This window comes from Ferrovibrio sp. (assembly GCF_041906005.1).
Classification (GTDB): domain Bacteria; phylum Pseudomonadota; class Alphaproteobacteria; order Ferrovibrionales; family Ferrovibrionaceae; genus Ferrovibrio.
Genome location: NZ_JAYRJY010000002.1, coordinates 346,272 through 359,491, shown reverse-complemented (window position 1 = coordinate 359,491; position 13,220 = coordinate 346,272). Strand labels below are relative to the sequence as shown.

Annotated in this window: 16 protein-coding genes; 6 read left to right on the top strand and 10 right to left on the bottom strand. The window is 64.4% G+C overall.

Annotation, left to right across the window (positions count from 1 at the left end):
• Positions 1–18 precede the first annotated feature (18 nt).
• Together ACE3OO_RS18960 and ACE3OO_RS18955 are read left to right on the top strand one after the other, a co-directional pair.
• Positions 19–1,011, top strand: coding sequence for an ABC transporter permease (locus ACE3OO_RS18960; RefSeq protein ID WP_374305358.1), 993 nt, complete (start codon positions 19–21; stop codon positions 1,009–1,011).
• Positions 1,008–1,946, top strand: coding sequence for an ABC transporter permease (locus ACE3OO_RS18955; protein ID WP_374305355.1), 939 nt, complete (start codon positions 1,008–1,010; stop codon positions 1,944–1,946). The genes ACE3OO_RS18960 and ACE3OO_RS18955 overlap by 4 nt, the downstream gene beginning before the upstream one ends.
• Here ACE3OO_RS18955 and ACE3OO_RS18950 read toward each other — a convergent pair.
• From ACE3OO_RS18950 to ACE3OO_RS18920, 7 genes are all read right to left on the bottom strand, one after another.
• Positions 1,943–2,614, bottom strand: a complete 672-nt coding sequence (locus ACE3OO_RS18950; RefSeq protein ID WP_374305353.1) for a hypothetical protein — start codon at positions 2,612–2,614, stop codon at positions 1,943–1,945. The two genes, ACE3OO_RS18955 and ACE3OO_RS18950, sit on opposite strands and share 4 nt — an antisense overlap.
• The gene (locus tag ACE3OO_RS18945; RefSeq protein WP_374305351.1) at positions 2,611–3,039 is read right to left on the bottom strand and encodes an HIT family protein; all 429 of its coding nucleotides are present in this window, start codon (positions 3,037–3,039) and stop codon (positions 2,611–2,613) included. Before ACE3OO_RS18945 ends, ACE3OO_RS18950 begins: the two co-directional genes overlap by 4 nt.
• A 50-nt stretch (positions 3,040–3,089) precedes the next feature.
• Entirely contained in the window at positions 3,090–4,277 is a 1,188-nt protein-coding gene (locus ACE3OO_RS18940; RefSeq protein WP_374305349.1) for a GNAT family N-acetyltransferase, read from the bottom strand.
• A complete protein-coding gene (locus ACE3OO_RS18935) occupies positions 4,274–5,029 on the bottom strand; it encodes a glycerophosphodiester phosphodiesterase (RefSeq protein WP_374305347.1) in 756 nt (251 codons plus the stop codon). The genes ACE3OO_RS18940 and ACE3OO_RS18935 overlap by 4 nt, the downstream gene beginning before the upstream one ends.
• An 11-nt stretch (positions 5,030–5,040) precedes the next feature.
• Positions 5,041–5,508, bottom strand: a complete 468-nt coding sequence (locus tag ACE3OO_RS18930) for a RidA family protein (RefSeq protein ID WP_374305345.1) — start codon at positions 5,506–5,508, stop codon at positions 5,041–5,043.
• A 6-nt stretch (positions 5,509–5,514) separates the two neighbouring features.
• Positions 5,515–5,976 carry a RidA family protein gene (locus tag ACE3OO_RS18925; protein WP_374305343.1) on the bottom strand — a complete coding sequence of 154 codons (462 nt, stop codon included), beginning with the start codon at positions 5,974–5,976 and terminating at the stop codon, positions 5,515–5,517.
• Positions 5,977–6,104: 128 nt separating this feature from the next.
• Complete coding sequence (locus ACE3OO_RS18920; protein ID WP_374305341.1) at positions 6,105–6,803, bottom strand: GGDEF domain-containing protein; 699 nt, start codon at positions 6,801–6,803, stop codon at positions 6,105–6,107.
• A 563-nt stretch (positions 6,804–7,366) separates the two neighbouring features.
• Here ACE3OO_RS18920 and ACE3OO_RS18915 point away from each other — a divergent pair.
• Positions 7,367–8,206, top strand: a complete 840-nt coding sequence (locus tag ACE3OO_RS18915; protein ID WP_374305339.1) for an EipB family protein — start codon at positions 7,367–7,369, stop codon at positions 8,204–8,206.
• A gap of 9 nt (positions 8,207–8,215) precedes the next feature.
• On the opposite strand, the gene ACE3OO_RS18910 is transcribed toward ACE3OO_RS18915, so the two are convergent.
• Both ACE3OO_RS18910 and ACE3OO_RS18905 read right to left on the bottom strand, forming a co-directional pair.
• Positions 8,216–9,133 (bottom strand): ROK family protein, encoded by a 918-nt coding sequence (locus tag ACE3OO_RS18910; protein ID WP_374305337.1) that lies wholly within the window; start codon positions 9,131–9,133, stop codon positions 8,216–8,218.
• 2 nt (positions 9,134–9,135) lie between these two features.
• A complete protein-coding gene (locus ACE3OO_RS18905) occupies positions 9,136–9,798 on the bottom strand; it encodes a hypothetical protein (protein ID WP_374305335.1) in 663 nt (220 codons plus the stop codon).
• Between the two features lie 151 nt (positions 9,799–9,949).
• Here ACE3OO_RS18905 and ACE3OO_RS18900 point away from each other — a divergent pair, with 151 nt between their 5' ends.
• The 3 genes from ACE3OO_RS18900 to ACE3OO_RS18890 are packed head-to-tail and all read left to right on the top strand — an operon-like array spanning position 9,950 to position 12,978.
• Entirely contained in the window at positions 9,950–10,324 is a 375-nt protein-coding gene (locus tag ACE3OO_RS18900) for a response regulator (RefSeq protein ID WP_300299482.1), read from the top strand.
• Positions 10,325–10,342: 18 nt separating this feature from the next.
• Positions 10,343–11,707 (top strand): PleD family two-component system response regulator, encoded by a 1,365-nt coding sequence (locus ACE3OO_RS18895; protein ID WP_374305333.1) that lies wholly within the window; start codon positions 10,343–10,345, stop codon positions 11,705–11,707.
• Complete coding sequence (locus tag ACE3OO_RS18890) at positions 11,704–12,978, top strand: MFS transporter (RefSeq protein ID WP_374305331.1); 1,275 nt, start codon at positions 11,704–11,706, stop codon at positions 12,976–12,978. The genes ACE3OO_RS18895 and ACE3OO_RS18890 overlap by 4 nt, the downstream gene beginning before the upstream one ends.
• A gap of 53 nt (positions 12,979–13,031) precedes the next feature.
• On the opposite strand, the gene rpmG is transcribed toward ACE3OO_RS18890, so the two are convergent.
• Complete coding sequence (gene rpmG / locus ACE3OO_RS18885; protein ID WP_300299488.1) at positions 13,032–13,199, bottom strand: 50S ribosomal protein L33; 168 nt, start codon at positions 13,197–13,199, stop codon at positions 13,032–13,034.
• Positions 13,200–13,220: the final 21 nt, after the last annotated feature.

Below are 13,220 nucleotides of genomic sequence, written 5' to 3'. Positions count from 1 at the left end.
ATTCAGCACGTAAAGCCCATGCTCGGTTATATTGTCGGACGCCTGGCCCAGGCGGCGGTCGTGATGCTTGCCGTCGCGCTGGTCGCGTTCCTGCTGTTCAACTACATCGGTGACCCCATCAACAATATGGTGGGTCAGGAAGCCACCACGACCGACCGCCAGGAACTGCGCGAGCAGCTTGGCCTGAACGATCCCGCCATCGTCCAGTTCGGCCGTTTCCTGGTCAATGCCGCCGAAGGCAATTTCGGCCTGTCCTATCGCCTGAAACGTCCGGTTGCCGCCCTGATCCAGGAACGCCTGCCGGCAACGCTGGAACTGGTTTTTCTCTCCGCCCTGCTGGCGCTGGCTGTCGGCCTGCCGCTGGGCGTCTATACGGCTTTGCGGCGCGATAGCTGGATCAGCCAGCTCATCCTGACATCCAGCCTGATCGGCGTATCGCTGCCGACCTTCGTGATCGGCATCGGCCTGATCTATCTGCTGTCGGTGCAGTTCGACCTGCTGCCCAGCTTTGGCCGTGGCGGGGTGGTCTCGCTGGGCTGGTGGAGCACGGGCCTGCTCACCAAATCCGGTTGGGCCGCCATCATCATGCCGGCCATCACCCTCAGCCTGTATCAGCTGACGCTGGTGCTGCGTCTGGTACGGACCGAAATGATGGAAGTGCTGCGTACCGACTACATCAAATTCGCCCGCGCACGCGGGCTGACCGATCGCATCGTGCATTTCCGCCATGCGCTGAAAAACACCATGATGCCGGTGATCACCATCGTCGGCCTGCAGATCGGCTCGCTGATCGCGTTTTCCATCGTCACCGAAACGGTATTCCAATGGCCCGGCATGGGGCTGCTGTTCATCCAGGCGGTCGGTTTCGCCGACATTCCGGTGATGGCGGCCTATCTGGTGATGGTGGGCGCCATGTTCGTGGTGCTGAATCTCGCTGTCGACCTGATCTATTTCCTGATCGATCCGCGCCTGCGCATCGATCGCGCCAGGGCGGCGGGGAGGGCGACATGAGCGATGCTGCGATGAGCAATACCGTGGCAACCCTGCGCCGCTGGTATGACAGCGACCTGGCCTACAGCTTCCGCCGCTCGCCAGCGGTGGTGGTGGCCGCCATCGTGGCGCTGACCATCATCCTGGCGGCCGTCTTCGCCCCGGCGGTGGCGCCATTCAATCCTTTCGATCCCGGCGCGCTCAAGCTGATGGATGCCTTCACCCCGCCGGCCTGGACCGGGCAGGGCAAGGCGACCTATCTGCTGGGCACCGACGACCAGGGCCGCGACCTGCTGTCCACCATCCTGTATGGCAGCCGCATTTCGCTGCTGGTGGGCTTCGCCGCCATCGCCTTCGCGGCGGTGTTCGGCACCCTGCTGGGTGTTTTGTGCGGCTATCGCGGCGGCTGGCTCGATATCGTGGTGATGCGTACGGCCGATGTACAGCTCACCATCCCCAGCATCCTGATCGCGCTGATGATCGACGGCGTCACCCGCACGGCGCTGCCGCGCGAGCTGCATAACGAAATCGCCATCTTTGTGCTGATCTTCGCTATCGGTATCGCTGACTGGCCGCAATTCGCCCGCGTCGCCCGGTCGGCCGCGCTGGTGGAACGCAACAAGGATTACGTGGCAGCCGCACGCGTGATCGGCCAGCCCGACTGGGTGATCGTGCTGCGCCATGTACTGCCCAACACGCTGGGGCCGGTGCTGGTGCTGGCGACCGTGGGCCTGGCGTTGGCGGTTTTGTCAGAGGCGACGCTCAGTTTCCTTGGCGTCGGCGTACCGCCAACCCAGCCCTCGCTGGGCACGCTGATCCGCGTCGGCCAGAGCTTCCTGTTCAGCGGCGAATGGTGGATCACCTTCTTCCCGGCGCTGACCCTGGTGCTGCTGGTGCTGGCGGTGAACGTGCTGGGCGACTGGTTGCGTGACGCGCTGAATCCCAAGCTGCGTTAGTACTTCATTGCCTTGCGGGCGGCGTCTTCCCACTGGTGCTGCTTGACCGGATCGGCGGGCAGGCCGGGGGCACCCTCGGCATAGAGCCGGGCCAGCTCCTGCATGGCAGCGACATAGCCGCTTTTCGCCGCGCGCTCCAGCCAGCGCAGTTCCTCCCGCACATCGGCCGGCACGCCGTCGCCGCTGCCATAGCGCACGCCGAGCGCATAGGCTTCGGCCGCATCGCCCAGTTCGGCGGCGCGGCGTCCGGCCCGCACGGCCTGCGGCTTGTCTTTCATGTAGCGGTAGCAATCAGCCAGCAGGGTCCAGGCTTTCACATGATCCGGTTCGGTTTTCACCAGCAGTTCCAGCTCGGCGGCGGCCTGCGGGTATTCGTTGATCAGCGCGGCATAGCCGGCATAGCGGTAGCGGTATTCGGCCGCGCCATTTGACACCATGATGGCCTGCCGGAAAGCCTGCAATCCATCGCCATAGAATCCGCTGGCGAAATAGGCTTCGCCGAGCAGGGCATGCAGGGCGGGATCGCGCGGTTCCCTGGCGATGGCCGCCTGGCAGGCCTGGGTCAGGCCGCGCTGGGCTTCCGCGCGGCAGGATGCGGCCAGGTCCTGCGCCGCAGCGGGCAGGGCAACAAACGCCAGCGCCAGGGCGACGACGGCAAGGCGGATCACAGGCAGGCCCGGATATCGGCAGCCAGTTTCGCAATGCCTTCGTGATCGCCCGGTGTCAGGTTCCAGTTCAGGCTGCCATTGTCGCCGAAGCGGCGCGGCAGCACATGCACATGGTAATGCAGCACCGACTGCGCCGCGCCCTGGCCGTTGGCCTGCACGATATTGATGCCGTCTGGCTTCACGGCTTCGTTGACGGCGGCGGCGATCTTCTTCGCCGTACGTGCCACGGCGGCGACGCTTTCGTCGCTGGCCTCGTGCAGGTTGGCGAAATGGCCCTTGCTCAGCACCAGGGCATGGCCGGGCATGAAGGGGTTGATGTCCATGATCGCGAAGGTGAGGTCGTCTTCATAGAGCTTGAAGCTGGGCGCGTCGCCCTTCACGATCTTGCAGAAGATGCAGCCGGCATCATGCGGCAAAGCAGCCATCGATTCCTCCCGTTGTTTTCGCCGATCTTAGCCGGCTGGGCCGAAGCAGGCTATTCCGTTTCCGGCTCGGCCTGCACCTGACGAAAAGGTGAATGCTGGTCCAGCGCCTCGATCATGCCGGCCATGTAGGCGCGTTCTTCCTCCAGATAGCGCGCAACCGCCTGCTGGAAACCCGGATCGGCCATCCAGTGGGCGGAATGGATCGGCACCGGCAGGTAGCCGCGCGCCAGCTTGTGCTCGCCCTGTGCGCCTGCCTCCACGCGGGCGAGGCCATGGCGGATGGCATAGTCGATGGCCTGGTAGTAGCAGCATTCGAAATGCAGCCCGGGATGGTATTCGATGCAGCCCCAGTTGCGGCCATAAAGCGCATCGCTGCCCAGCATGTTCCAGGCCCCGGCGATCCAGCGGCCCGCGCGGCGCGCCATCACCAGCACGATGCGATCGGCCATCGTTTCATGCAGGCGGGTGAAGAAGTCGCGGTTGAGATACGGCCGGCCCCATTTGCGGTTGCCGGTATCCATGTAGAATTCGAAGAAGGCATCCCAATGTTCGGGCTGCAGCGCGGCACCCTGCAGCGTCACGATCTCGATGCCGGCGGCCACGGCCTCGCGCCGTTCCTTGCGGATTGCCTTGCGCTTTCGCGAGGCGAGCTGGGCTAGGAAGGCCTCGAAATCGGCATAGCCATCGTTGCGCCAGTGGAACTGCTCGCCCAGCCGCAGCAGCAGATCGGGTTGTTCTCCGGCCCAGCGCGCCTGATCGTCGGGCAGGAAATTCACATGCAGCGAGGAGAGGCCATGCTGGCGCGCGATACCCTGCGCGCCCTGCACCAGCGCGGAAGCGACGGCGTCGAAATCCCGCCCCGGCGCCACGAGGAAGCGCGGTCCGGTGACCGGTGTGAAGGGCACGGCGCACAGTAGCTTGGGATAATACTGCCCGCCGGCGCGGGCATAGGCCTCGGCCCAACCATGGTCGAAGATATATTCGCCCTGGCTGTGGCCCTTCACGTACAGCGGCAGGATGCCGGCAACGGCGCCATCGATTTCGGCCACCAGATGCACCGGCTGCCAGCCGGTGCGCGGCGTCACGCAGCCCGATTGCTCCAGCGCATCGAGGAAGGCATGGGCGACGAAGGGGTTATCCCGGCCGGCGCAACGGTCCCAGTCGGCAGCAGTCAGGTCGGCAACGCGCTTCAGACTGCGCAGTTGAATCCGCTTGCTGGAATCCGCTCTGCGTGTCATGCCGCCGTTGACAGATCCTCGAAGATCACATTGTCGGCATGGGCCGCCGCGCGGGCGCGTTCGGTCGGCGTGCGCACGGTCCAGCTTAAGATAGGCAAGCCACGCCGCCGCGCTGCCGCCGTGATCTCGGATGGCAGGTCGCGCACGTCATAGGCCAGGAAATCGGGGTTGCCGTAGCCATTCATCAGGGCGCGCTTGAGCTGCCACCGGGTGAACCAGCTCAGGTCCTTGGTCATGTCGGCCAGGTTGGTCGAGATCTGCCCGCGCACGATTTGTGGCGCATGCTTCTGGAACCATTTCACGGTGCGCGGATTGAATGACTGCACCACGAAGGGGCCGGGATAATGCTGCAGCATGCGGGCCACACTGTCCTCTAATTGGCCCGGCAGCTCGCCCTTGTCCTTCTTGATCTCCACCACCAGCGGCACCTGGCCCTTCACCTGGTCCAGCAGGTCGCGGAAGCTCGGCACGGTCTCGTTCGTGCCCAGCAGCGTCAGCGGCTTCAGTTCGGCCAGCGGCATGTGTTTCACGATGCCCTCGCGGCCGCAGAGCCGCGTGAGATCGGCATCGTGGAACACCACCACCTGGCCGTCGCCGGTGATGCGCACATCGGTCTCGATGGCAAAGCCGGCCTCTATGGCCTTCTGGAAAGCCAGCCGCGAATTCTCCGGCACGCCCTTGGCGATGTCATGCAGGCCGCGATGGGCCACCGGGGTCTTGGTCAGCCATTTGGGCAATTCGCGTTTGCTCATGATCTCGGATCTCAATGCAACAGGAATACGGCATCGGCCTCGAAGGCGATGTCGAAGGGAAGCGATGGCGCGGTGGTGGCGCTGCGGCTTGGCACGGCATCTGCGCCGAACAGCTCGGCGAACAGGTCGGTCACACCATTGGCCACGCGATGGGCTTCGGTGAAATCCGGCCCCGCGTTGGTCAGGCTCAGCACCTTCACGCAGCGCGCGATGCGGTCAAGCTCGCCGTCGCAAGCCGTGTTCATATGCGCCAGCAGATTGAGGCCGGTGAGCCTTGCGGCCGCATAGCCGTCCTCGGTGCTCAGGCTCTGGCCCACCTTGCCGCGATAGCGGATATCGCTGCCCCAGGTGGGCCCCACGCCGGCCACATGCACCAGTTTGCCGGTCGCGACGAATCCCACATAGGTCGCCACCGGCGGCGGGGCCGGTGGCAGCTCCAGCCCCATGGCCTTCAGCTTCGCCGCGATGGAACCTGACATCGCGCTTCAGGCGATCTCGAAGATGGCGTCCACTTCCACCGACACGCCGCGCGGCAGCGACACGGCGCCCACGGCAAAGCGGGCATGTTTGCCGGCATCGCCGAACACTTCCACCATCAGGTCGGAGGCGCCGTTCACCACCTGCGGATGGTCGATGAAATCGGGTGTGCAGTTGACGAAGCCGCCCAGTTTGACCACGCGCTTCACGCGGTCGAGGCTGCCGCCCAGGGCATGGCGGGCCTGCGAAATGATATTGAGGCCGCACAGCCGCGCGGCCTGCTTGCCGGTCTCGATATCCATGTCGGCGCCCAGCTTGCCCAGATGGCGCACTTCGCCGTTGAAGATGGTGATCTGGCCGGCCACGAACAGCAGGTTGCCGGCGATCACGGTCGGCACGTAATTGGCGGCCGGCGCGGCGGGATTGGGCAGTTCGATCTTGAGGGCGGCGAGGCGGGCGTCGTGGCTCATGATTGGCCTTTCCGGTCATGCTGGGGATGACCGGTTCTAGCCCGGAAGCCGCCGCCATGGCAACGCACCGAGAAAAGATGGGCGCCGGCAGGGTATGGCGCTATGCCCGAAGGTACGCCGGAGGGGTGTCAGTTCTGACGGCGCGCCTGCTTGCGGGCATACATGGCCCGGTCGCTGTCGCGCAGCAGGGCCGGCAGGTCGGTATCGCCGTCGTAAGCGGCGAAGCCATAGCTCAGGCCGGCCGGGATCAGGGCATCCCCGTGGCGCACCGGCTGGCGCTCGATGCGCGCCGTCAGGTCGGCCAGGCGGGATTCAGCCTGGGCTAGGCTGGCGCCCGGCATGGCCAGCACGAATTCGTCGCCATGCAGGCGGGCGAGACAGTCGGTGGCGCGCGCGGCCGGCTGCAGTCGCAACGCGATCTGCCGCAGCACGGCATCGCCGGCGGCATGGCCGTGGCGGTCGTTGATCGCCTTGAAGCGGTCGAGATCAAGGAAGGCCAGGCAGCCGCCGCGCTGCTCGCGCCGGGCGCGGGCCAGTTCGGCCGTCATGAAGGTCTCGAAGGCGCGACGGTTGGGCAGGCCGGTGAGTTCGTCGGTCGACGACATCGCCTGCAATTCGTCGATGCGGGCCTGCTGCTCCACCAGTCGCTGTTCGCTTTCGGCCGCCGCCGTCAGGATCTGTTCCACCAGCTCGCGCTTGCGCGGATCGGGGTCGCGCCGCAAGGCCAGCCGCAGGCGCAGCACCAGACTGGCGAAACCGGGCGCGTGGCTGGCATCCGGGGCGGCGGGCAGCCAGGTGGAAGCGGGAATATCGTTGGCAGGCATCATGGTGTTCTGTCCTCGGATAAGGACAAAGCAAGCGGTGTGCCAGTAAAAAATAGCGGAAAACCAGCATTCATGGGGCGCCGTGACCGGCAGGATTTGCCGACTGAAATGCGACGGCAGATATGGACTTTCCGGCAAAAGTTTCTATAATGTTCTCATTCTTATATTCACACCTGCAGCCCTTGGCGGAATGCGTACCTGAAGCACGGGCATGCGGTCAGAGGCGATAGCGCCCGGCACGCTGCCATAGCCTATGCTTCAGCGCCGGTAAGCCAAGCGAACGCCGACGAATGCAAACGAAGCGTAACGAAGCCAGACGAACCCGAACGAAGCAAAACGAGCAGTAACGAAGCCGAACGAATTCGACCGAACCAAAACGAACTCAAACGAAGCCAAAAGAATGCCACGGAACCGGTCTATCACCAGTGGTTGCCTGGTGCCGCCGCCAGAACCCGCCAGCGGGACGGGCGTTTCTTTCTTGCAGTGCGAAGGGTATTCTTGAGTCGGACGATTTTCGGTTCCCTGTCTTATCCCCGGGCCAGACCCGGCCAAGTCTGAAGGCCCCCATGTCGGCTGTTGCCAGATTGCGTGTTTTTATCCTGCTGTTTGCCCTGGTCGCGCTGCCGACCGGCGCAACTCGAGCGGCCGATACCAATGATATGGGGACCATCGCGCAGGGGCTGGTGAGCCACAAGGCGCTCTATGGCCTCTCGGTCGCCAAGCTGGATGCCCGCAACTACCGCAACGGCATCGCCGGCGGCCTGAGTCTGGAATTCGTCCATGCCTGCGACGGCTATGTGCTGAACCAGCGTTTCCTGATCGAAACCAGCACCGAAGACGGCACGCTGCTCAACAACATGGTGCTGAATTCCTGGGAATCGCTCGATGGTCAACGCTTCCGCTTCAAGATGAAGGACGAGGTGAATGGCGACCTCGACCAGGAGCTGGCCGGCGAAGGCACGCTGAAAGGCCGTGGCGAATCCGGCCTGGTGCGCTTCACCCAGCCCGAAGATACCGAACTGGCCCTGCCGGCCGGCACGGCCTTTCCCACCGAGCATACGCTGCGCCTGATCAGCTTGGCCCGCACGGGCGGCAACTGGCTTCATGCCGCCGTTTTCGATGGCGCTTCGGCCGAAGGCTACAGCGAGGTGGGCGGTTTCATCGGCGGCGAATTGCCGGTGGAAAAGGGTGAGGCGCCTTTGCTGGCACCGCTGAAGGGTCAGCGCTCCTGGCGCGTGCGACTGGCTTATTTCACGACCGACAAGGCGCAGGACACGCCCGACTACGAAATCGCCTATCGCCTGTATGAAAATGGCGTGGCCGACGACATCGTATTCGACTACGGCGACTATGCGATCCGCGCCACGCTCAAGGTCCTGGAGCTGAAGCCGCGCGATCCTTGCTAACGGGCCCTGCTAGCGGGTTTCCTCTGGAGTCCATAACCAGGCGGCGCCGCGCACGCCGGAACTGTCTCCATGATGGTTTTTCGCCAGCGTTGTGGTGACGGTATCGGAGAAGGCATAGGCGTTCCACAGGCGCGGCACGGTTTCATACAGCCGCGCAAGGTTGGATAATCCACCGCCCAGCACGACGATATCCGGGTCCAGCACGTTGAGGATCGCGGCCAGGCCGCGGGCCAGCCGGTGTTCGTAGCGCTGCAGGGTGGCCTCGGCGGCTGCGTCGCCGGCTTCCGCGGCGGCCACGATGGAAGGGCCGTCCAGCACGCGGCCGGTATGCCGGCGGAAATCCAGTTCCAGCCCGGTGCCCGAGAAGAAGGTCTCCTGGCAGCCATGCTTGCCGCAATAGCAGTAAGGGCCGGGCAATTCGTCGGGTTGGGGCCAGGGCAGGGGATTATGGCCCCATTCGCCGGCAATGGCGTTCGGGCCGGTCAGGGCCTGGCCGTTGATCACGATGCCGGCGCCGCAGCCGGTGCCGAGGATGGCGCCGAACACCACCGCCTTGCCCGCGCCGGCGCCGTCACTGGCTTCCGACAGGGCAAAGCAGTTGGCGTCGTTGGCCAGCCGCACGCGCCGGCCGGTGGCCTCGGCCAGGTCGCGGTCCAGCGGATGGCCGATCAGCCAGGTCGAATTGGCATTCTTGATCAGGCCGGTGGCTGGCGAGATGGTGCCCGGGATGCCGACGCCGATGGGTGCCGTGGTCGCCGCGCCGCCAGCCTCCGCCGCGATCGCGGCCGTCAGGTCGCGCAGGGCGGTCACCGTTGCGTGATAGTCGCCGCGCGGTGCCGGCACGCGCCGCCTGGCCTGAATACGGCCGTCATCGGCCAGTACGATGGCCTCGATCTTGGTGCCCCCCAGATCGATACCGATGCGCATGGTCAGTCCAGCACCAGCAGGCGGGCGATCAACTGCTGCAGATCCGGCCATGAGTCCGCGCGGTGGTGGCAATCGGCTGCCGGTCCCAGCAACGCGGCCAGGCGCGGATCGGCGATGAAATGCAGCCGGTGGACAGCCGGCGCCAGTTGGGCGACCGAGGCATGGTTGTGCGGTATATCGTCGATGAAGGCGGCGGGGGCGTTGGCGCGTGCGATCAGGGCGGCCACGGCAGGTCCTTTCGGGCCGCTATTGGCGATCAGCGGGAAATCCATGCCATGCCGCTGCAGGGCCCGCCGGCGGGCCTCCCGGGCCGACATCGGCACGTTGCTGAGCACCAGCACGCGGCCCTTGGCGCTCAGGGCGGCCAGGGCGGCGGCGGCGCCGTCCACCGGCTCGAGGTTTTCGGTCGCCTCGGCGAAAAAATGCTGGAGCAGGGGATGCAGCAGTTCGGCCGCCACCGGCTGATCGTCGGCGCGCTGGCGGATGTTGCCGTACAGGGCATAGGAGGCCCAGTCGAAATACAGGTCCCGCCCGGTCAGGAATATCTCCAGCCCACGCATGAAATAGAACAGGACCTCGTCGGCATCGACGATGATCAGGGGTTGTCCCGTCGTAAAGGTTAGGCCGGCGATCTGCTCGGCAACCGGCGCGGGAAGGGGGGGCATGGAGTCGGGACCCTGGCTCATCGACTGTATAATGGACTAACTATTGTCATGGTAAACGGCTTGGCCGGGCCTTTCCGGGATGCTACAAAACACTGGATACTCAGGAAAATATGGCGCAGGGCAGCGATAGAATATCCGGGGAAGGCGTCTGATGAGCAAGACAGTACTGATCGTCGAGGACAACGAACTGAACATGAAGTTGTTCCACGACCTGCTTGATGCGCATGGTTACCAGACCCTGCAGACCAAGGATGGCATGGAAGCGCTGGCCATGGTGCGCAAGCACCGGCCCGACCTGATTCTGATGGATATCCAGCTTCCCGAGGTTTCCGGTCTGGAAGTGATCAAGTGGATCAAGGAAGACGATAACCTGCGCACCATCCCGGTGGTCGCCGTCACCGCGTTTGCCATGAAAGGCGACGAGGAGAAGATGCGCGAAGGCGGTTGCGACGCCTATATTGCCAAGCCCATCTCGGTCGGCAAGTTCATCGAGACGGTGAAGCAGTTCCTTGAACCCCGGGCCTGAAGCCAGCACTGATTCCCGATGACCGCGCGCATATTGGTCGTCGATGACATCCGCACCAACATCAAGGTGCTGGAAGCCAAGCTGACCAGCGAATATTACGAGGTGATCACCGCCGGCTCCGGGCCGGAGGCGCTGGATGCCGTTGCCAGCCAGAAACCCGATCTGATCCTGCTCGATGTCATGATGCCGGGCATGGATGGTTTCGAGGTCTGCCGCCGGCTGAAGGCCGATCCGGACGCGGCCCACATCCCGGTCATCATGGTCACCGCGCTGGGTGATCCCGAAGACCGTGTGCAGGGCCTGAGCGCGGGCGCCGACGATTTCCTCACCAAGCCGGTCGACGACATTGCCATGTTTGCGCGCGTGCGTTCGCTGCTGCGCGTCAAGCTGATGCTCGACGAGCTGCGCATGCGCGAACGCACCTCGGCGTCACTGGGTGTGATCTCGCCGCCGGTGCCGAAACTGGACGAGGATTATGCCGCGGCGCGGATTCTGCTGGTGGAAGACAATCCCCGCGATCAGGTGCGGCTGCAGCGCATGCTGGAAGGCCAGTTCCGCACCGAATTGACGGCCGATGGCATGGAAGCCCTCAGTGGGGCCCGCCAGACGGAATACGATTCCGTGGTGGTCAGCCTTGGCCTGCAGAGTCCCGATGGCTTGCGGTTATGTTCGCAGTTCCGAACCACCGAGGAAACCCGCAACGTTCCGATCCTGCTGCTGGTGGGGCCGGACGATCAGAAGCAGTTGGTGAAGGGGCTGGAGATCGGCGTCACCGATTATGTGGTGCGGCCGATCGATCGCAATGAATTCATCGCCCGCCTGCGCGCACAGGTGCGCCGCAAGCGCTATCAGGACCGCCTGCGCCAGCATTATCAGCAGAGCATGGAAATGGCGGTGACCGATCCGCTGACCGGCCTGTACAATCGCCGCTACATGGCGTCGCATCTGGCGACATTGCTGAGCCAGGCCGGCAGCCAGCATGGTACGGCCGTGGTCATCCTCGATCTCGACTATTTCAAGCAGATCAACGATACCCACGGGCATCAGGCCGGCGACGAGGTTCTGCGCGAAGTGGGCAATCGCATCGTGCGCAACATCCGCGGCATCGACATGGCCTGCCGTTATGGCGGCGAGGAATTCGTTGTGTTGATGCCCGATACCGATCTCGACGCCGCCGAGGTGGTGGCAAACCGCCTGCTGCATGCGCTGAGCGACAAGAAGGTGGCGACGCGCAACGCTGGCGAACTGACTGTCACCTGTTCGATCGGCTGCACGTCGTCGGGCCCGAGCGACAATGCCGAGACATTGCTCAAGCGCGCCGACGACGCGCTGTATGAAGCCAAGAATGGTGGCCGCAACCGGATCATCTACCGGTCGGCATGATAGCGACAGACACCCGCCATCGCTGGCGGCTGTTCCTTTCCCTGCTGGGCCTGTATGTGGCTCAGGGCATTCCGATGTATCTGTTTGCCGCTGCGATGCCGGCGATCCTGCGGGATGACGGCATGTCGCGCAGCGCCATCGGCATGGTCGGCATCCTGCTGGCGCCATTGATGCTGAAATTCCTCTGGGCGCCGTTCGTCGATCGCGCACCATTGCGGATCTTTGGCCTGGCGCGATTAGGGCATCGCCGGTCGTGGATCCTGCCGACCCAGCTTGGAGTCGTTGGCCTGCTGGTGCTGTTCGCCTTCCTGCCGCCGGATGACATGTGGCTGCTGCTGGGGCTCGGTTTCTGCGTGATGATGCTCAGTTCGACGCAGGATATCGCCACCGACGGCTATGCCACCGAGCGGCTGAAGGCCAGCGAGCGCGGCCGCGGCAATGCCATCCAGGGCGGCAGCGTGGCGATCGGCGTGGTGATCGGCTCCAGCCTCACGCTTTATCTGTACAGCCAGTATGGCTGGACACCGACCATTCTGGTTCTCGCGGGCCTGTCCGCTCTTACGCTGCTCTCGACCCTGCTGATGCAGGAGAGGCCGGCGACCGACATTGCTCCGGCGCCATCCATCAATTCGGCGCCATCGTTGCGCGCCGCCCTGAAAGATCCCATCACGTATTCCGTGCTGGGTTTCGCGCTGGTCTACCGCGCTTCGGAAGGCCTGGCCAAGGCGATGGAGAAGCCCTTCCTGGTGGATAACGGCCTGTCGCTGGAGGTGATCGGCTATCTCTCCGGCGCCTCGGCCGCAACGGCAGGTCTGCTTGGTGCTGTTGTAGCCGCCTGGACGATCCGGCGTTACGGCCTCTGGCACACCATCCTGGGGCTGGGGCTGCTGCGCAGCGCGGTTTTCCTTGGCTGCGGCATCTATGCCGGACTGGGACTGCAGATGCATGGGCTGTTGATCGGCCTGATCGTCAGTAACACCGTGTCGCGCTATATGGAGGTGGTTGCGCTCTACACCCTGTTCATGGGAGCGGCCGCAAAAGAGCGGGCCGGCACGGATTTCACCCTGTTGTCCTGCGCGCAGCTTTTCATCTTCATGGCCGGTTCGCTGGTCAGCGGTGTGCTGGCCGATGCCACAGGCTATGTCGGGCTGTTTGCCGTGGCGACGCTGCTGTCGGTGCTGAGCCTGTGGGCCGCGATGCGGCGCGTGCCGGCCGACCATCCGGCCATGGTGATTTCGACCGAGCCGCAAAACGAAAAGCCCCGCCGATAAGGCAGGGCTTTGTCGGGCAGCGCAGGCGCGCCGCCGAAACTCAGGGCGGAAGCTTACTTGATCTTGGCTTCCTTGAATTCCACGTGCTTGCGCGCCACCGGGTCGTACTTCTTGAACGACAGCTTCTCGGTCTTGGTGCGCGGGTTCTTCTTGGTGACGTAGAAGTAGCCGGTGTCGGCGCTGCTCACCAGCTTGATCTTCAGGGTAGTCGGCTTGGCCATGACTCGGATTCCACTATTGGC